Origin of the sequence: Saccharopolyspora dendranthemae (assembly GCF_007829955.1) — a bacterium.
Lineage (GTDB): Bacteria > Actinomycetota > Actinomycetes > Mycobacteriales > Pseudonocardiaceae > Saccharopolyspora > Saccharopolyspora dendranthemae.
In genome coordinates, this window is sequence record NZ_VIWX01000001.1 from 139,949 (window position 1) to 156,880 (window position 16,932).

A 16,932-nucleotide genomic window follows, 5' to 3' on the forward strand; every position below is an offset into this window, starting at 1 on the left:
TCACACCTTCGTCCAGGAGCTGTTTCCGGAAGCCCGCACGACCGCGTCGACCAGCCTGGCCGAGCGGAGTCCGTCGGTGAAAGTGGGCAGTCCTTCGGGATCTCCGCCGTCGATGGCGGCGTAGGTGTCGGCGACGAACGCGTCGAAGCAGTCGGCGTAGCCCTGCGCGTGCCCGGCGGGCAGTCGCGAGAGCCTGCGGTGCTCGGCGGATCCGGTCCCGATGTCGCGCACCAGGACTCGGTTCTCCCCGGATCCGCCGAGCCAGACCTGCTCGGGGTTCTCCTGGTCGAAAACAGCGCTGCCGCCAGAACCGTCGAGCTCGAACCACAGCCGGTTCTTCCGCCCGGCGGCGACCTGCGAGATCGTGGCCGTGGCGAGCACACCGGTTCCGGTGCGCAGCAGCAGCGCGGCGGTGTCCTCGGTGCGCACCTCGACGCGTTCGCCGCCCTCGGCGCCGGGGCCGCTGAAGCTGGCGCCACCCGCGGCAGGCCGGGTGGGCACGGCGATGGAGAACTCGGCGAAGACGTCGGTGAAGGTCTCCCCCGACACCCATTGCACGAGGTCGCACCAGTGCGACCCGATGTCGGCGAACGCGCGCGAGACCCCGCCCTGCTCTGGGTCGACCCGCCAGCCCGAGGCGTTCGGGTCGAGCATCCAGTCCTGCAGGTAGCTGCCGTGCAGCAGGTGCCAGTCGCCGAACTCGCCCGCCTGCCGACGGGCCCGGATCTCGCGGACCAGCGGGTGGTAGCGGTAGACGAAGGGCACGGTGGCGACGAGCCCGCTGGAGGCCGCGGCGGCGGCCATCCGCTCGGCCTCGTCCAGCGAGATCCCCAGCGGTTTCTCGCAGATGACGTGCTTGCCCGCGGCGAGGGCGGCCTCGGCGAACGGGGCGTGGGTGGCGTTGGGGGTGCAGATGTGCACCACGTCAACGCGGTCGTCGGCGAGGACTTCCTCGAAGGTCGCGAAGGCCAAGACGTTCCACTCCCCCGCCTTCTCCAGCGAGCGCTGCGGCGTGGATGCCAGCACGCCGACGATCTCGGCGCCGGCGAGCATCGCGGAACGCCGGTGCACCTCGCCGATCATCCCGGCTCCCACGATCGCCGCGCCGCGCCTGGGCTCACCAGGACTCACGCGCCTACCTCCCTCTGTCGGTCGTCGAGGACAACTCCGGGTGTCTCACGCCCGATTTTCGTCACCACTCACGCTAGGACCCCGCTTTTAAGCCGACAAGTACTGCGATTTATTTTCTTCTCGGTCATAATTCAGCGGTAAATCGGTCCGAGGGAGCGATCATGGCGTGGGATCCGGTCCGGCTGACGGTGCCGAGGACGTCGGGCAGAGCCGATGGCGACCTGGTCCTCAGCGTCCTGACCAGGCTCATCGCCTCCGGGACCGCGGAGAGCCGCGCCGAGCTGGTCAAGCGCACCGGCCTGGCCCGCTCCACCGTCAACAGCCACCTGGACGCCCTGATCTCGGCCGGAGTCCTGGCCGAACGCGGCGCGCTCAGCGGCGGCGGCCGGGGGCGTCCCGCCCACCGGCTGGCCCTCGCCCCGCGCGCCGGTGTCGTGCTGGCCGCCGACGTCGGCGCGCACAGCTCCCGGCTGGCCGTCGCCGATCTCGGGCAGGACCTGCTCGCCGAGCAGCAGGTGACGCTGGACATCACGGTCGGACCGGAGAAGGCCCTCGACGTGCTCACCGAGCACCTGCGCGCGCTGCTGAGCAGCACCGGGCTCTCCGGCGACGAGGTCAAGGCGCTGGTCATGGGACTTCCCGGCCCGGTCGACCCGCGCATGGGAATGCCGGTGCGGCCGCCGATCATGCCCGGGTGGGACGGGTTCCCGGTCGGCGACACGATGGCCGAGAAGTTCGACTGCACCACGTCCGTCGACAACGACGTCAACCTGATGGCGCTGGGCGAAGCCCGCGCGTTGCCCGCCGAGGAATCCCCGCTGCTGTTCCTCAAGATCGGGACCGGCATCGGTGGCGGCATCGTCTCGGCGACCGGCGAGCTGCACCGCGGTTCCGACGGCGCAGCCGGCGACATCGGGCACATCCGGGTGCCCGGCGCCGACGACGTGATCTGCCAGTGCGGCAACGTCGGCTGCGTGGAAGCGGTGGCCTCGGCCGAGGCGGTGCTGCGCGGCCTGCGCACCGAAGCCGGCGGGCCGGAGACCACAGCGGATCTCGCCCAGCTGCTGCGCGACGGTGATGCTCTCGCGACCCGCCGGATCCGCGCCGCCGCGGCGACCATCGGCGAAGTGGTCGCGATGCTGGTGCACTTCTACAACCCGAAGCGGATCGTGCTCGGCGGCCTGATCACCTCGGTCGGTGACGACGTGCTGGCCGGCATCCGCAGCGTCGTCTACCGCCGCGCGCTGCCGCTGGCGACCCGGCACCTCTCGCTGGCCAACAGCGCGCTGGGCCGCTCCGCCGGTGTGGCCGGTGCGGTGGTGGCGGGGATCGAGAACGTGCTGTCCCCGGAGGGGATGCGCGGACTGATGCGGGAGATGCCTTGACACCCCGTGTGCGGGTCGCAACCATGTGATCGTCTCACGCCGCCGTTCGACCGGTGTCCGGGTGAATCCCGTTGCCACCGCCGACGAACCGCGAAGCGGAGACAGCCATGCCCTCACCCCCGCATCGGGCCGCGCTCGCCGTGGTGGCGCTGGTCCTCAGCGGCTGCACGAGCGCTCCTCCCACCGGACCACCGGGCGAGCACGCGCCGCAGGTCCCCGTCGTCGACCCCGCGTCGGCCGCCGGTGCGCGCGGCGAGGTCACGATCTGCGGGGTTCGCGACACCGGTGTCTTCGAGACCTTGACCCGCGAGTTCAACGAGCGCGGCGGCAGGCTCAGCGCGCGCTACGTCGAGATCGGCCAGGACACCGACTCCACCCGCGCCCAGGCGTTGCAGCGCCTGGAGGGCGGTTCGTCGGAGTGCGACATCTACCTGACCGACGTGACCTGGACCGGCGAATGGGCCACGCAGGGCTGGCTGAAGGACCACAGCAGGCTCACCGAGCAGCACCGCGATGAGCTCATGCCGTCCACAGTGGAGACGGTGCGCTACGACGGCCGCGACTGGGCCGTGCCGTTCTACACCAACGCGGGCCTGCTGTTCTACCGCCACGATCGCGTGCCCCCGCCCACGACCTGGCGCGAGGTCTACGCCCGAGCGGCCCAGGACCGGTCCCAGCGGGTCGAGATGCAGGCCAAGCGCTACGAGGGCCTGACGGCGAACTTCCTCGAACTCCTCTACTCCGCGGGCGGATCGGTGATCGACGACTCCGGCAGGGTCACCGTCGACTCGCCGCAGACCCGCGAGGTGCTGCGATTGATGGCCCAGGGCATGGAGTCCGGTGCGATCGACCGCGCGTGCCTGACCTACGACGAGGACTACGCCCGCCGCGCCTACGAGTCCGGCGCGGCGGGCTACCTGCGGCAGTGGCCCAGCGCGCACGAGCTGATCAGCCAGACCGAGGCCGGCCCGGCCACCAAGGCGGTGGCGCTGCCCGCCTTCGAGGAGGGCAGCGAACCTGCCGCCGTGCTGGGCGGCTGGAACCTCGCCATCGCGGCGAAGTCCGAGAACCCCGGTGCGGCAGTGGCTCTCATCGACTTCGCAACCAGCGGGGAGTTCCAGAAGCAGATGGTCCTGAACACCGCCCAGGCCCCGGTGTTCGCCTCGCTCTACGACGACCCCGAGGTCCGCGCGAAGCTGCCGTTCCTCCCGCAGCTCAAGGAGTCGCTGCTCAATGCCCGCCCGCGGCCGCGCTCACCGGTCTACGCGCAGGTGTCGCGCGCGATCTACGACAACGCCTACGCCGTGATCTCCGGGCAGACCGACGTCGAGTCGGGCGTGCGGGAGATGGCCGAGGACGTCGAAACCGCGCAGGAGACCTTCTGATGAGCGGAGTCGACGCCCAGCAGAGGCGCACCGCAGTGTGGATGGTCTCGCCCGCGCTCGCGATCATGTTCCTGGTGGCCGCTGTGCCGATCGGCTACGCGATCTGGTTGTCCCTGAACGTCTACAGCGTCCGGCGTGCGGGGCTGTCCCAGTTCGTCGGCTTGACCCACTACTGGAACGCGCTGATCTCCGAGGAGTGGTGGCGCGCGTTCGGCCAGACCTTCCTCTTCGCCTTCTCCTCGGTGGCCCTCGAGGTCGTCCTCGGCGTGGCGATGGCGCTGCTGCTGAACATGGCCTTCCGGGGACGCGGACTGCTGCGGTCGGTGCTGCTGGTCCCCTACGCCGTGCTGACGGTCGTCTCGGCGATCACCTGGCAGGCCATGTTCGAGTCCAACCTCGGTCTCGTCACGGGCCTGCTGCGCGCCCTCGGCCTGCCCGGCGGCGAGCAGGTGTGGCTGGCCGAACCCGGCTACGCGATGGCCGTGATCATCGCGGCCGACGTGTGGAAGACCGCTCCGTTCGTCGCGCTGCTCGTGCTGGCCGGTCTGCAGGTCATCCCGGGCGAGGTCTACGAAGCCGCCGACCTCGACGGGGCGAGCCGGTGGCAGACCTTCTGGCGGGTCACGCTGCCGCTGCTGCGCCCGGCGATCGCCCTGGCGGCGATCTTCCGCTTGCTGGACGCGCTGCGGATCTTCGACCTCCCGTTCGTGCTGACCAAGGGCTCCAACGGGACCGAGACGATGTCCATGATCGCCTACCAGGAACTGCGCGAGGGTCGGCTGATCGGCCAGGGGTCGGCGCTGTCGATCCTCACCTTCATCACCGTCATGGCGGTGTCGCTGGTCTACATCCGCTTCGCGGGCGGCAACATCCGCGACGTCGCCGAGGAGGACGCCCGGTGAAGCAGACGAGACCGCGACCGTGGGCCTTCGCGTTCGCCCTGGTGGTGATGCTGACGTCGCTGGTGCCGTTCTACTGGTTGATCAACACCTCGCTGAAGACGGGCGCCGAGCTGTCCTCCGGTTCGCTGCTCCCCGGTTCGCCGTCGCTGCGCAACTACCTGGAGGTCGTGAAGGACGAGGACTTCCTGACCGCGCTGGGCAATTCGCTCGTCGTCGGCGTGGTGACCACCTCGCTGGCGCTGCTGCTGGCCTCCTTCGCCGCCTACGCGCTCGCGCGGCTGAAGCTGCCGCGCAAGGGGCTCATCCTCGGGCTGGTGCTGTCGGTGACCACGTTCCCGGTGATCGCCATCGCCGCGCCGATGTTCACGATCTGGAGCGACATCGGGCTCTACGACACGCTGGCCGGGCTGATCATCCCGAAGCTGACCTTCGCGCTGCCGATGGCCATCTTCGTGCTCACCTCGTTCTTCCGCGAAATCCCCTTCGAGCTGGAGGAATCCGCGCTCATCGACGGGGCGAGCCCGTTCACCGCGTTCCGCAGGGTGATCCTGCCGCTGGCCGTTCCCGGCATCGCCACCACGGCGATCCTGGTGTTCATCTCGGTGTGGAACGAATTCCTGCTCGCGGTCACGCTCACCTCGACCCCCGAGGCCCGGACCGTTCCGGTCGCGATCGCGTACTTCTCCGGGACCAGCGATTTCGACCACCCGATCGGCACCATCAGCGCGGCTTCGGTGCTCGTCACCCTGCCGCTGCTGGTGCTCGTGCTGATGTTCCAGAAGCGCATCGTGGCCGGTCTGACCGCCGGCGCGATCAAGGGCTGAACCCACCGCAGATCGAAGGAGTCCCTGACATGAGTGACCCCACGTTCCGGGTCGGAGTCGTCGGCGTCGGCTGGGCAGGCCAGCAGCACCTGGCCGCCTACGAGGCGCTGCCCCACGTCGAGATCGTGGCGATCGCCGGGCAGGAGGCCGACACGCTGGCCTCGCTCGGCGAGCGCTACGGCGCGCCGCACCTGTTCGCGAACTGGGAGCAGCTCATCGAGCTGCCCGAGCTCGACGCGGTGAGCATCGCGGTGCCCAACTTCCTGCACGCGCCGATCGCCGTCGCCGCGCTCAAGCGCGGACTGCACGTGCTCAGCGAGAAGCCCCTGGCCCGCAACGGGATCGAGGGCAGGCAGATGGTCGAGGCGGCGCGCACGGCCGGACGCGTGCTCGACGTGGCGTTCAACCACCGGCTGCGCGGGGACATCCAGACCCTCGGCGGGATCATCCGCGAGGGCGAGCTGGGAACCCCCTACTACGCCAAGGCGTCCTGGATGCGGCGGCGCGGAATCCCCAAGATCGGCAGCTGGTTCACCAACCGCGAGATGGCGGGCGGCGGTCCGCTGGCCGACATCGGCGTGCACGTGCTGGACTACGCGCTGTTCCTGCTCGGCGAGCCGAAGGTCGAGTCGGTCAGCGCGGTCACCTACGCCGAACTGGGCACGCGCGACATCGGCGGCATGAAATGGGAGACCGCGCAGGCCAAGGGCGGTTTCGAGGTCGAGGACTTCGCCTCGGCGTTCATCCGCCTCCAGGGCGGCGGGACCCTGGTGCTGGAGACCTCGTGGGCGGCCTTCCGCGATCCGGTCGACCTCATCGACTTCAGCGTGCTGGGAACCGAGGGCGGAGCCGAGCTCCGCGCGGTGGGCGCGACCAAGGCGCAGGTCGGTGATCTGCACGTGTACCGGGACGTGGACGGCGAGATCGCCGACTACCAGCCCACCGCCGAACCCGGGCGCGCGCACGCCGCCGTGGTGGAGAACTTCGTGCGGGTGCTGGGAAACCCGCAGGAGTGGGCGGACAACGACGGGTCCCAGGCGCTGCGCCGGGCGGAGGTCATCGACGCCTGCTACCTCTCGGCCGCCGAGAAGCGGGAGGTGGCGGTCGCATGAGCGGGCTGCGCGTCACCGTCTGGAACGAGGGCGTCCACGAGGCCGAGAACGACCCGCCGGTGATGGCCGAGATCTACCCGGAGGGCATCCACGGCGCCCTCGCCGAGGGCATCCGCAGCGAGCTGCCGACGGCCGCGGTGCGCACCGCGTTGCTGGCGGATCCCGAGCACGGGCTCACCGAGGAGGTGCTGGCCGACACCGACGTGCTGCTGTGGTGGGGCCACCTCGCGCACGGCGAGGTCGACGCGGCGGTGGTCGACCGCGTGCAGCGGCACGTCCTCGGCGGCATGGGACTGCTGGTGCTGCACTCCGGGCACTTCTCCCAGATCTTCCAGCGCCTGCTGGGCACGACCTGCTCGCTGGGCTGGCGCGACGGCGCCGAGCAGGAGCTGGTGTGGACGGTGGCCCCGCACCACCCGATCGCTCAAGGCGTGCCGAACCCGCTGGTCATCCCCGAGCAGGAGACCTACAGCGAGTTCTTCGACATCCCCGCGCCGGACGAGCTGATCTTCCTCTCCTCCTTCGACGGCGGCGAGGTGTTCCGGTCGGGCGTGACGTTCTTCCGCGGCCACGGACGGATCTTCTACTTCAGCCCCGGCGACCAGCGCTACCCCGTCTACCACCAGCCCGAGATCCGCGAGATCATCGCCAACGGCATCCGCTGGACGGCCCAACCGGACCGCCCCCGCACACCACCGGAGGTCGCCAAGCTCGACCGCCACTGGCGCTGACCAGGGGAAACCAGGTCAGGTGACGTTGGCCGGGAAGTAGTGCTTGGGGTCGCCGCGCTTGTCCAGCGGTGGGTAGTTGCGGGGCGGCGTCTCCACCAGCGGGGCGTCGGCCGGCAGGCGGCCCTGCGCGCGGTTCCAGGCAGCCCTGGCACGCGGGTGGTAGCGGAACCGGAACGGCACCAGGCTCCACGCGGCGGCGAAGACCCGGCCGACGACGGTGAGCAGGAGCTCGTCGCGCCGGGTCCAGCGCAGGCCGAGCTTCTCCCGGATCGGCGGGTCGTAGCAGCCGGTGGTGAGCCAGTGCATGAGCCGGATCGTCGGCGGGCGCAGGAGACGCCACACCGGATCCGGCAGCCAGCGCAGCAGCGGTGGCGTGCCGATGCGGGAGACGTCGCGGACGTCGACGGTCGCCTTGTTGACCTCCAGCACGTCCCGGCACATGTGGTCCCAGTAGCGCTGGAAGCTCGGCCAGTCCGGCGGGACCGGGCGCATGCTCATCCCGTAGAGCCGGTACCACTGGACGCCCTCGGCGTAGACCTGCGCCTTCTCCGCCTCGGTCATCGGTGTGCCGAGCCGTTCGGCGATCAGGATCGGCATCACCAGGAACGTCGAGTGCGCCCAGAAGAACGTCTCCGGGTTCAGCGCGTGGTACGGCCTGCCCTGCTTGTCGACGCCCTTGATGTCGTTGTGGAAGCCGCGCACCAGCCGCGCGGTCTCCGCAGCGCGCGGACCGTCGTAGACGACGCCGCCGATCGGGTACAGCGACCGGTAGAGCCGTTCCCAGCGCTCGTCGAAGAACTCGGAGTGATCCTCCACCCCGGCGCCGAGCTGAGGGTGCATGTTCTGCATCGACCCGGCCCACAGAGCCAGCATGAGGCCCCGCCAATCACCGAAGTAGCGCCACATCAGCGAATCCGGACCCAGCGGCTCGGGCATGTGACGCTCCATTCGATGTGAGGACACCCGTCATCAAAAGTAAGCAGGCCAACACGCACCGTCAATGGCGCACGCCAGGACGAACGCGGCCGACGTCCCGCCTAGACTCGGGGACCGGAGGTGGTCCGGCCGTGATGAACAAGAGCCGACTCGGCATCCTGCTGGTGCGCACGCTGCTGTTCTTCGCCGTGGCGGTGGTGCTCGGCGTGCTCAACGGCTGGCCCTCGTACGCGATCATCGCGGTGGCGCTGACCGGTGGCGCCGCGCTCGTGCAGTTCGGCGGGTGGCTCTGGATGCGCCGCGCCGAGCAGCAGCAGCCCGCGACGGAGCGACCGCAGGTGCGCAGCGAATTCCTCTGAGCTGGCCTCAGCTACCCCCCTGGGGTATAAAGGTGGCGGGTCCACCGGCCCAGGGGAGGTCAATCGATGCACGGCTACGCCCACAACAAGGACGACTACGCCAAGCGACTGCGTCGCATCGAAGGTCAGGTGCGCGGCCTCGCGCGCATGATCGACGACGACGAGTACTGCATCGACGTGCTCACCCAGGTCTCGGCCACCACCAAGGCGCTGCAGGCGGTCGCGTTGGGCCTGCTCGACGAGCACCTCAAGCACTGCGTCTCCGAGGCGATGTCCGAGGGTGGCGAGCAGGCCGAGGCCAAGATCCGCGAGGCCAGCGACGCGATCGCGCGCTTGGTCAAGTCCTGACCGGCCGGACCGTGCCCACCGGAGCGCTCCGCTGGACCCTGCTGCTGGTCCTGACCCTGGGCGTCCTGCTGATGCACCACGTCCCGGCCCAGCACGACTCGCACCACGCCCAGCACGCCGTCGCCGCCCACGCGCAGGTCGACGCCCCGGACTCCGCGCCTGACGGGCACGGCGCGCTGCACCTGTGCCTGGCGATCGCCGCGAGCTTCCTCGCGCTGGTCGCTCCGAAGCTGCGGCTCGTCATCGGCACACCGGGCGAGATGTCGCTCCCGCGACTCCGGCGCACACTGGAGCGGGCGCGACCTCCGGACCCATTACCTCGGCGGCTCGCCGCGCTCTGCGTACTCCGGCGCTGATCGGCGCTTCCCACCGGCACTGCCGGCCACGCCCGATCCAGCACACCGACCACGAGGTATTTCGCGATGAAGCACGCCCGCACGGGCGCCGCCGCGCTCGGCGCCGCCCTGTCACTGTCGTTCCTGGCCGCCTGCGGCCAGCCTGAGAACCCCGCTCCGCCCGCTCCCCCGGCGCAGTCCGCCCCCGTCCACAACGACGTCGACGTGATGTTCGCGCAGGGGATGGTCCCGCACCACCAGCAGGCGCTAGAGATGTCCCGGATGGCCCTCCAGCAGGCGGAGTCCCAGCAGGTCAAGGACCTGGCCGCCCGCATCGAGGCAGCCCAGGCGCCGGAGATCGACCAGCTCAACGGCTGGTTGCGGGAGTGGGGCGCCCAGCAGTCCGAGCACGGCGGACACGGCGGTCACGCCACCGGCGGCATGATGTCCTCCGACGAGATGGCCGGTCTCGGCCGGGCGAAGGGCACCGAGTTCGATCAGAAGTTCCTGATGCTGATGATCAAGCACCACGAGGGCGCGGTGACCATGGCCCGGACCGAGGTCGAGAAGGGCCGCTTCCCCGACACCCAGCAGATGGCTCGGGAGATCATGATCAGCCAGCAGTCCGAGATCGACTCGATGCGCACCATGCTCACCCAGCACTGAGCGAATCGCCGCCCGGGCCGCACGCGCCCGGGCGGCACGCCTCGAATTCATCTGAATTCACGCAATCGTCACCGTTCCCGGGAATACGCGTCCACAGAGGACGATCAGGTCTTCCGGTGTAACCCGCATCACGCCGAATTGCGGATTTCCGCGGAACAAACGCGCCTTCCACCACGCTCCAGCTCAGGTACCGGACGTCCATTCGGAAGGAAGCGATGGAAGACGTTGCTGTGCGTTCCCCGGCGGTGCCGACCCGGACGACCGATGTCCGCGCCGACGAACCGACCGGGCCGAGGAGACTGCGCATCATCGCGGTGCTCGGGGCGCTGATCGCCCTCGGCCCGCTCACCATCGACATGTACTTGCCCGCGCTGCCGTCCATCGGCGCGGATCTGGGGGCTCCCGACTCGACCGTCCAGCTCACCCTCACCGGTACGCTGCTGGGGCTCGGACTGGGCCAGCTGCTGATCGGCCCGCTCTCCGACGTCGTCGGCCGCCGCACACCGCTCATCGCCGGCACCGCGCTGCACGTCCTCGCCTCGCTCGCCTGCCTGATCGCGCCGAACATCGCGGCGCTCGGCGCGCTGCGCGTCGTGCAGGGCGTCGGCGCGGCGGCGGCGATGGTGGTCGCGATGGCCGTGGTCCGCGACCTGTGGTCCGGGCGCGCCGCCGCCACCGCCCTGTCCAGGCTGATCCTGGTCATGGGCATCGCACCGATCCTGGCACCGACCTTGGGTGGCGCGGTGCTGCTGTCGACCTCGTGGCGCGGCGTCTTCGGCGTGCTGGCCGCCCTCGGGGCGGCGCTGCTGGTGCTGGCCGCGTTCGCGCTGCCGGAGTCGCTGCCGCCGCAGCGCCGCCGGCAACCGCACTTCGCGCCGGTCCTGCGGACCTACGGCACGTTGCTCACCGACCGCGAGTTCGTCCTGCTGCTGATCGTGGCCGCGCTGGCGATGACGGCGCTGTTCTCCTACGTCTCGGGGTCGTCGTTCGTGCTGCAGCAGCAGTACGGGCTCGACCAGCAGACGTTCGGCCTGGTCTTCGGAGCGGGCGCGGTCGCGCTCATCGGCGCCTCGCAGCTCAACGTCGTGCTGCTCAACCGCTTCACCACGATGCGGATCGTGGTGAGCTCCCTGGCGGTGGCCACCGCGGCCGGGCTGGTGATGATCGCGCTCACCACCACCGGAACCGGTGGCCTGGTCGGATTCCTCGTGCCGCTGTGGGTGGTCCTGGGTGCGATGGGCTTCGTGATGCCCAACGCCCCGGCGCTCGCGCTGGGCCTGCACGGTGAAGCCGCGGGCACGGCGGCGGCGCTGCTGGGGGCCTGCCAGTTCGGGCTCGGCGCGCTGATCGCACCGCTGGTCGGCGTGCTGGGCAACGACGGCCCGGCGATGGCGGTCATCATGACCGCGGGTGCGGCGGTCGCGCTCGTCGCGCTGGCGGCGATGGTACGGCTCAGCAATCGAACCGTGCCCGCCGCTTAACCCCTGCGAGGGCTGACCAGGATTTAGCATCACGGCTGGGCGGTCCCCCCGCCCAGCCGTGAGGAGGTCGCGATGCCCGAGCCGGACGAGATCGAGCTGAACAAGCCCAACGCCGCTCGGGTCTACGACTACTACCTCGGCGGCAACCACAACTTCGCCGTGGACCGCGAGATGGGCGACGAGGCCATCGCGATGTGGCCGGAGCTGCCGCAGATCATGCAGGCCAACCGGGCTTTTCTGCGGCGCTCGGTGCACTACTGCGTCGAGCGGGGGATCCGTCAGTTCCTCGACCTGGGCTCGGGGATACCGACGGTCGGCAACGTGCACGAGGTGGCGCAGCTGGCCGCACCGGGCAGCCGGGTGGTCTACGTGGACACCGACCCGGTCGCCGTGGCCTACAGCAAGACGTTGCTGGCCGACAATCCCGATGCCGACATCCTGCGCGCGGACGCCCGCGACCCTCAGGAAGTGCTGGAATCCGACGAGGTCGCGGCGCTGCTCGACCTGGACCAGCCGGTGGCGGTGATGATGGTGGCGCTGCTGCACTTCGTCGGCGACGACTCCGCACCGCGGCGCGTCGTCGCCCGCTACCGGGACGCGTTGGCACCGGGCAGCTTCCTGTGCCTCTCGCACGCCACCGGCGAGGGGCGCCCGGATGTCGCCGACGAACACGCCGACCTCTACCAGCAGCGGACGACAACTCCGATGACGTTCCGCTCCCGAGCTGAGATCGGCGAGTTCTTCGAGGGTTTCGAACTGGTCGAACCGGGCTTGGTGTTCATGCCGCAGTGGCGACCGGTCTCGCCCTCCGATGTCGGCGACAACCCGGAGCGCTTCACCGCGCTCGTGGGCGTCGGCCGGAAACTATGAGCGGCTACGACGCTTGCGGCCGGTGACCGCGTTGTAGATCACCAGCACGATGATCGCGCCGATCACCGAGCCGATCCACCCCGCCGGCTGGAAGCCCCGCAGGCCGACCGTGAACAGGCCGAACACGAATCCACCCACGACGGATCCCACGACGCCGAGGACGATCGTCATCAGCAGGCCGATGTCGTCCTTGCCCGGCACGATGGCGCGGGCCAGGAAGCCCGCGATCAGACCGAAGACGATCCAACCGACAATTGTCAAAAACACCGAGCTCACCCGTTTCGGTCGCGGACAATGCGAATTCCCAGACTACTCCGATCATGCCCGCGCGGTCTCGGTGATCGTTTTCACCCGCGTTTCACTGCCATTACGAATTGGCTTACGTCGAGCATCGGAGCAGCTCCCGGGCCCGGATTCCGGCCGAGTCGAGAAGCCGCGTCCTCGCTGAACTCGATCTCGCTCACCCAATTCAGCGTCGCCAGGGATTCGGCGACGGGCAGTTCTCCGTCGTGGTGCAGAACGGTGTCGAGGTCCATGCCCTGCTTCGCCCCGAAGGAGGCGATCTGCGGGTCGGCGGCGATCTTCCGGGTTCCGCGGAACTCCTCCACTGCCAGGCGACTTCCGGGGGCGGACAGCTCGGTGACCGACTCCAGCAGCCGGCGCTGCGCCTCGCCGGGGAGGTACGGCAGCAGCCCTTCGGCCAGCCAGACCGTGGGAGCGGTGACGTCCAGGCCGGCGGCGATCAGCGCCGCAGGCCAATCATCCCTCAGATCGACACCCACCAACCGGTGCTCGCAACCCGGCTCGGCACCGGCCTCGGCGAGGGTGATCTGCTTGAACTGCAGCACTTTGGGCTGGTCGAGCTCGAACAACGCGGTCCCCGCGGGCCAGTCGAGCCGGTAGGCGCGCGCGTCGAGCCCGGCGGCCAGGATCACGCACTGCCGCGGACCGGATCCGCTCGCCGCGGTCAGGAAGTCGTCGAAGACCCGGGAGCGGACGCCCAGGTAGTGGTCGACGCGCTCGGCCCAGCGCGGACCGTCCTCCGGGATCGCCGCCAGCGCTTCGGGCGTGGTCGGAAAACCCACGCCCTGATCGGCCGCGGCCACCAGCGTTGCGGCGTAGGGGTCGTCGATGAGCCGGTCATGCCTGCAGGTCTCGATCGCGCGCATCGCGGCGACCGCGAGCGCGGTCAGACCGACGCCGCTCACGACCCCCCAGTCCTGTTCCACCACGTGCGAGATCGTAAGTCGGGAGATCCGCGCGGGTCCATCAACACGACCCGGAAGGACCTGCCGAGCAGGCCCTTCCGGGGTCGCGCTCACCTCATGCGGTCTTGCGGGCCACCACGAAGCGGCCTGCGTCAGCCATCTGGCCGAACATGCCGTTGAGATCGCGGCCGTAGCGCAGCGCCTTGTCCTCGGCGCCTTCGGACTCGACCTCCCAGCCGAAGCCGCGCAGCACGTCGGGAGATTCCGGGCGATCGTCGGAGTGCAGGAGCTCCCGCATGTCGATGCCCCACTCCTGCCCGAACTCCGCGAGGTTCTCGTCCTCGAACAGCCGGGTGACGTTCTGGAAGTCCTCCACGGCCAACCGGCTCCCGGACGCCGAGAGCTTGTCGATGCCGGCCAGCAGCTGCTGCTCGGCCTCCGGCGGCAGGTAGGGCAGCAGCCCCTCCGCCAGCCACGCGGTGGGCGCCTCGGGGTCGAAGCCCGCGGAGATCAGCGCCGAGGCCCAGTCCTCGCGCAGGTCGATCGGCACCGGCCGGTGAGCGCACTTCGGCGCGGCATCAAGACCGTCGAGCACGGTCTGCTTGAACTCCAGGACCTTGGGCTGGTCGATCTCGAACACGGTCGTGCCCTTGGCCCAGTCCAGGCGGTGGGCCCGCGCGTCCAGGCCGGAGGCCAGGATGACCGCCTGCCGGATGCCGGCCTCGCCCGCTTCGGTGAAGAAGTCGTCGAAGCAGCGCGACCGCACGCCCATGTAGTCCTCCATCTGGGCCTGCGCCCAGATGGAGTCGGCCGGCAGCTGCGCGACCTCCTCCGGGGAGGTCGGCATCGGCGCCGGTGCGTCGGCGGCCTTGACGAACGCGGCGGCGAACGGGTCCGACATCAGGCGGTCCTCGCGGTGCGTCTCCAGCGCACGCGCCGCAGCCACGCCCAGCGCGGTCAGCCCGACGCTGGTCACGATGTCCCATTGCTGGCCAGTTGTCACGCTTGCACCTCCCGGCCCCCGCGCAGTCCCCCGGGGCCTCATCGGTTCAGGTCATTCGGCCGAACGCGCTGAGCAGAATTCGGCACTGACCGTGACCGTAACAAACTAGTTGCGTGCAGCAACTAAGTGTGCGTTAGGGCACATCGCAGAGCGGACGAACCGCTGAAAGCCTGCGCATCCAGGCGAAATGCGCACACAGGGCCGATCCGCGGCCAGCACTCCACCTCAACCGAGAGCCTCTGCGATGAGCGGACGCAGGCGCTCAGAAATGGTGAATGGACGAGTCGCGCTCGACGCACCGTTGCACCGAACCAACAAGATCCACCCGTGTGGGTGATCAACGACCGCGAAAATTGTGCCGTTCAGCGCATAGACTTCCGGGCCGTGACTGCACTACCGCACAGCTCGACCGAGGCGGCCCTTCGCGACGCGGTGGACACAGCCCTCATCGACCTGCTGACGAAGCCGAACAACCCGGCCGACCGCGCTCGCCAGGAGCTCACGCGCGCCATCGTGTTGCTCGACGAACACCCGCAGATCGCCGTCTCCCCCGACGCGGCGACCGCGGTGCGCAGCGCTGCTCAGCACCTGGCGCACGGCGAACGCGCCGATGCGCGCACCGCGCTGGTCACCGCGCGCGGCAGGCTGTCGGCTCCGGGGTCCCGGCAGGCCGCCCGCAACAACTGATCCCGGGAGATCATCTCGCTGCCATAACGGTCCAGCCGTCCAAGCCCGGCGCGGGCAACCGCGCCGGGCTTGGCGCGTCTTCAGGCGAAGCACGGTTCGCTTGGAGGATCATGTCCGACCACACCACCGCCCCACCGGTCGTCTCGCAGTACCAGGCCCCGGCCCCACCCCTGTTCGACTCGTTCTGGCCCAGGCCCGAGTCCGGCGCGACCCGCGCACTGCTCGCGGCGCTGATCAGCGGGGCCGCCGCTGCGGTGTTCATCCCCCTGGACGGCCCCGGGATCGGCTGGACCCTGTTCGGGGCGCTGGCCGCGGTCGCACTGCTGTTCGCCGTCCGCGACGCGCGGATCGGCAGGTTGCTGTGGGCGGCCGCCGGGCTGCTCCTGCTGTCCGTGTGCGCGCTGCGCAGCGCCGAGTGGCTGTCGGCGTTGTGCGTGCTCACCTCGGCGGTGGCCGCGGCGCTGGCGGTCAGCGGTGCCCGCGCGGTGCGGGAACTGGTCCTGATGACCGTCGCGGTGCCGGTGGCGGCCTGCCGGGCGCTGCCGTGGACCGCCCGGGGCATGCGCGGCCGGGTCCGCGGCAGCCGGGCGCTGCGGATGGGCTTCTCCGGGCTGGTGGCCCTGCTGTTGCTGCTGGTCTTCGGGGCGTTGTTCGCCGGCGCCGATGAGAACTTCGCGCGGATCGCCGACGCCGTCGTCCCCGAGCTGGACTTCGAGACCTTCTTCCGCGCGACGTTCGTGTTCGTGCCCTTCACACTGCTGGCGCTCGGCGCCGCGTTCACCGCCCTGCGTCCGCCCCGCCTGGATCCGGCCGGCGGCGAGCGCCGCACGCTGCGCGGACCGGAGTGGGCAGTGCCGATCGGCGTGCTGGTCGCCCTCTTCGCGCTGTTCATCGTCGTGCAGGCGACGTCGTTGTTCGGCGGCCCCGAGCACGTGCACGACAGCGCGGGACTGACGTTCTCCGCCTCCGCGCGAAGCGGGTTCTGGCAGCTGACGCTGGTGACGATCCTGACCCTGCCGGTCATCGCCGCCGCCGCGCGCTGGGCGCCCCGGCGCAGCGCGGCCGAGCGGAACCTGCTGCGGGGGCTGGTCGGTGCGCTGGTCGTGCTGACGCTGGTCATCGTCGGTTCGGCACTGGCCAGGATGTGGTCGTACCAGGACGCCTACGGGTACACGGTGCTGCGCCTGCTGGTGATGACCTGCGAGATCTGGCTGGGCATCGTCTACGCGATGATCATCGCCGCAGGAGTGCGGCTGCGCGCGCACTGGCTGCCCACGGCGATCCTCGGGACCGCTGTGGGGGCGTTGCTCGTCCTGGCGGCGGTCAACCCCGAGGGCGTGGTCGCCGGAGCCAACGTCACCCGGTTCGAGCAGACCGGCAAGATCGATCCCGAGTACCTGGCAACGCTCTCCGCCGACGCCTTGCCCTCGATCGACCGACTTCCCGCGGACCTCGGGCAGTCGGTGGTCCTCGACATCAACGCCAACGCGGGCGAGCTCTCGTGGCGCTCGTGGAACCTCACCGACGCGCTCAACCGCCCCTGAGACCGGTACCGGGCGCGGACGCACC

The 16,932-nt window shown here is 70.2% G+C and carries 19 protein-coding genes; 14 read left to right on the top strand and 5 right to left on the bottom strand.

The window, feature by feature from the left end; genetic code table 11:
* On the bottom strand, positions 1-1,131 hold the full coding sequence (locus FHU35_RS00625) for a Gfo/Idh/MocA family protein (RefSeq protein ID WP_246109986.1): 1,131 nt from the start codon (positions 1,129-1,131) through the stop codon (positions 1-3).
* Between the two features lie 161 nt (positions 1,132-1,292).
* Between FHU35_RS00625 and FHU35_RS00630 the strand changes: the two genes are divergently transcribed.
* From FHU35_RS00630 to FHU35_RS00655, 6 genes are all read left to right on the top strand, one after another.
* Positions 1,293-2,516 carry an ROK family transcriptional regulator gene (locus FHU35_RS00630; RefSeq protein WP_145735653.1) on the top strand — a complete coding sequence of 408 codons (1,224 nt, stop codon included), beginning with the start codon at positions 1,293-1,295 and terminating at the stop codon, positions 2,514-2,516.
* A 107-nt stretch (positions 2,517-2,623) separates the two neighbouring features.
* Complete coding sequence (locus FHU35_RS00635; RefSeq protein ID WP_145735654.1) at positions 2,624-3,901, top strand: ABC transporter substrate-binding protein; 1,278 nt, start codon at positions 2,624-2,626, stop codon at positions 3,899-3,901.
* Positions 3,901-4,803 (top strand): carbohydrate ABC transporter permease, encoded by a 903-nt coding sequence (locus tag FHU35_RS00640; protein WP_145735656.1) that lies wholly within the window; start codon positions 3,901-3,903, stop codon positions 4,801-4,803. Before FHU35_RS00635 ends, FHU35_RS00640 begins: the two co-directional genes overlap by 1 nt.
* Positions 4,800-5,627: a carbohydrate ABC transporter permease gene (locus FHU35_RS00645; RefSeq protein WP_246109987.1), complete on the top strand. Its 828-nt coding sequence runs from the start codon at positions 4,800-4,802 to the stop codon at positions 5,625-5,627. Before FHU35_RS00640 ends, FHU35_RS00645 begins: the two co-directional genes overlap by 4 nt.
* 29 nt (positions 5,628-5,656) lie before the next feature.
* Positions 5,657-6,739, top strand: a complete 1,083-nt coding sequence (locus FHU35_RS00650) for a Gfo/Idh/MocA family protein (RefSeq protein ID WP_145735658.1) — start codon at positions 5,657-5,659, stop codon at positions 6,737-6,739.
* On the top strand, positions 6,736-7,470 hold the full coding sequence (locus FHU35_RS00655) for a ThuA domain-containing protein (protein WP_145735660.1): 735 nt from the start codon (positions 6,736-6,738) through the stop codon (positions 7,468-7,470). The genes FHU35_RS00650 and FHU35_RS00655 overlap by 4 nt, the downstream gene beginning before the upstream one ends.
* Before the next feature lie 15 nt (positions 7,471-7,485).
* On the opposite strand, the gene FHU35_RS00660 is transcribed toward FHU35_RS00655, so the two are convergent.
* Positions 7,486-8,406: an oxygenase MpaB family protein gene (locus FHU35_RS00660; protein WP_246109988.1), complete on the bottom strand. Its 921-nt coding sequence runs from the start codon at positions 8,404-8,406 to the stop codon at positions 7,486-7,488.
* Between the two features lie 134 nt (positions 8,407-8,540).
* On the opposite strand from FHU35_RS00660, the gene FHU35_RS00665 reads away from it, so the two are divergent.
* From FHU35_RS00665 to FHU35_RS00690, 6 genes are all read left to right on the top strand, one after another.
* A complete protein-coding gene (locus tag FHU35_RS00665; RefSeq protein ID WP_145735664.1) occupies positions 8,541-8,765 on the top strand; it encodes a hypothetical protein in 225 nt (74 codons plus the stop codon).
* Positions 8,766-8,831: 66 nt separating this feature from the next.
* Positions 8,832-9,113, top strand: coding sequence for a metal-sensitive transcriptional regulator (locus FHU35_RS00670; protein WP_145735666.1), 282 nt, complete (start codon positions 8,832-8,834; stop codon positions 9,111-9,113).
* Between the two features lie 11 nt (positions 9,114-9,124).
* The gene (locus tag FHU35_RS00675; RefSeq protein WP_145735669.1) at positions 9,125-9,469 is read left to right on the top strand and encodes a hypothetical protein; all 345 of its coding nucleotides are present in this window, start codon (positions 9,125-9,127) and stop codon (positions 9,467-9,469) included.
* A gap of 66 nt (positions 9,470-9,535) precedes the next feature.
* Positions 9,536-10,114 (top strand): DUF305 domain-containing protein, encoded by a 579-nt coding sequence (locus FHU35_RS00680; RefSeq protein ID WP_145735672.1) that lies wholly within the window; start codon positions 9,536-9,538, stop codon positions 10,112-10,114.
* Positions 10,115-10,329: 215 nt separating this feature from the next.
* A complete protein-coding gene (locus FHU35_RS00685) occupies positions 10,330-11,595 on the top strand; it encodes a Bcr/CflA family efflux MFS transporter (RefSeq protein WP_145735673.1) in 1,266 nt (421 codons plus the stop codon).
* Between the two features lie 72 nt (positions 11,596-11,667).
* Positions 11,668-12,465, top strand: coding sequence for an SAM-dependent methyltransferase (locus FHU35_RS00690; protein ID WP_145735675.1), 798 nt, complete (start codon positions 11,668-11,670; stop codon positions 12,463-12,465).
* On the opposite strand, the gene FHU35_RS00695 is transcribed toward FHU35_RS00690, so the two are convergent.
* The 3 genes from FHU35_RS00695 to FHU35_RS00705 form a co-directional block, all read right to left on the bottom strand.
* Positions 12,460-12,732: a GlsB/YeaQ/YmgE family stress response membrane protein gene (locus tag FHU35_RS00695; RefSeq protein ID WP_145735677.1), complete on the bottom strand. Its 273-nt coding sequence runs from the start codon at positions 12,730-12,732 to the stop codon at positions 12,460-12,462. The genes FHU35_RS00690 and FHU35_RS00695 overlap by 6 nt on opposite strands.
* Before the next feature lie 80 nt (positions 12,733-12,812).
* Complete coding sequence (locus FHU35_RS00700) at positions 12,813-13,697, bottom strand: SAM-dependent methyltransferase (RefSeq protein ID WP_246109989.1); 885 nt, start codon at positions 13,695-13,697, stop codon at positions 12,813-12,815.
* A gap of 91 nt (positions 13,698-13,788) precedes the next feature.
* Positions 13,789-14,676 carry a class I SAM-dependent methyltransferase gene (locus FHU35_RS00705; RefSeq protein WP_246109990.1) on the bottom strand — a complete coding sequence of 296 codons (888 nt, stop codon included), beginning with the start codon at positions 14,674-14,676 and terminating at the stop codon, positions 13,789-13,791.
* A 384-nt stretch (positions 14,677-15,060) separates the two neighbouring features.
* Between FHU35_RS00705 and FHU35_RS00710 the strand changes: the two genes are divergently transcribed.
* Positions 15,061-15,363: a hypothetical protein gene (locus FHU35_RS00710; RefSeq protein WP_145735681.1), complete on the top strand. Its 303-nt coding sequence runs from the start codon at positions 15,061-15,063 to the stop codon at positions 15,361-15,363.
* A 110-nt stretch (positions 15,364-15,473) separates the two neighbouring features.
* Positions 15,474-16,907: a DUF4153 domain-containing protein gene (locus tag FHU35_RS00715; RefSeq protein WP_246109991.1), complete on the top strand. Its 1,434-nt coding sequence runs from the start codon at positions 15,474-15,476 to the stop codon at positions 16,905-16,907.
* Positions 16,908-16,932 lie beyond the last annotated feature (25 nt).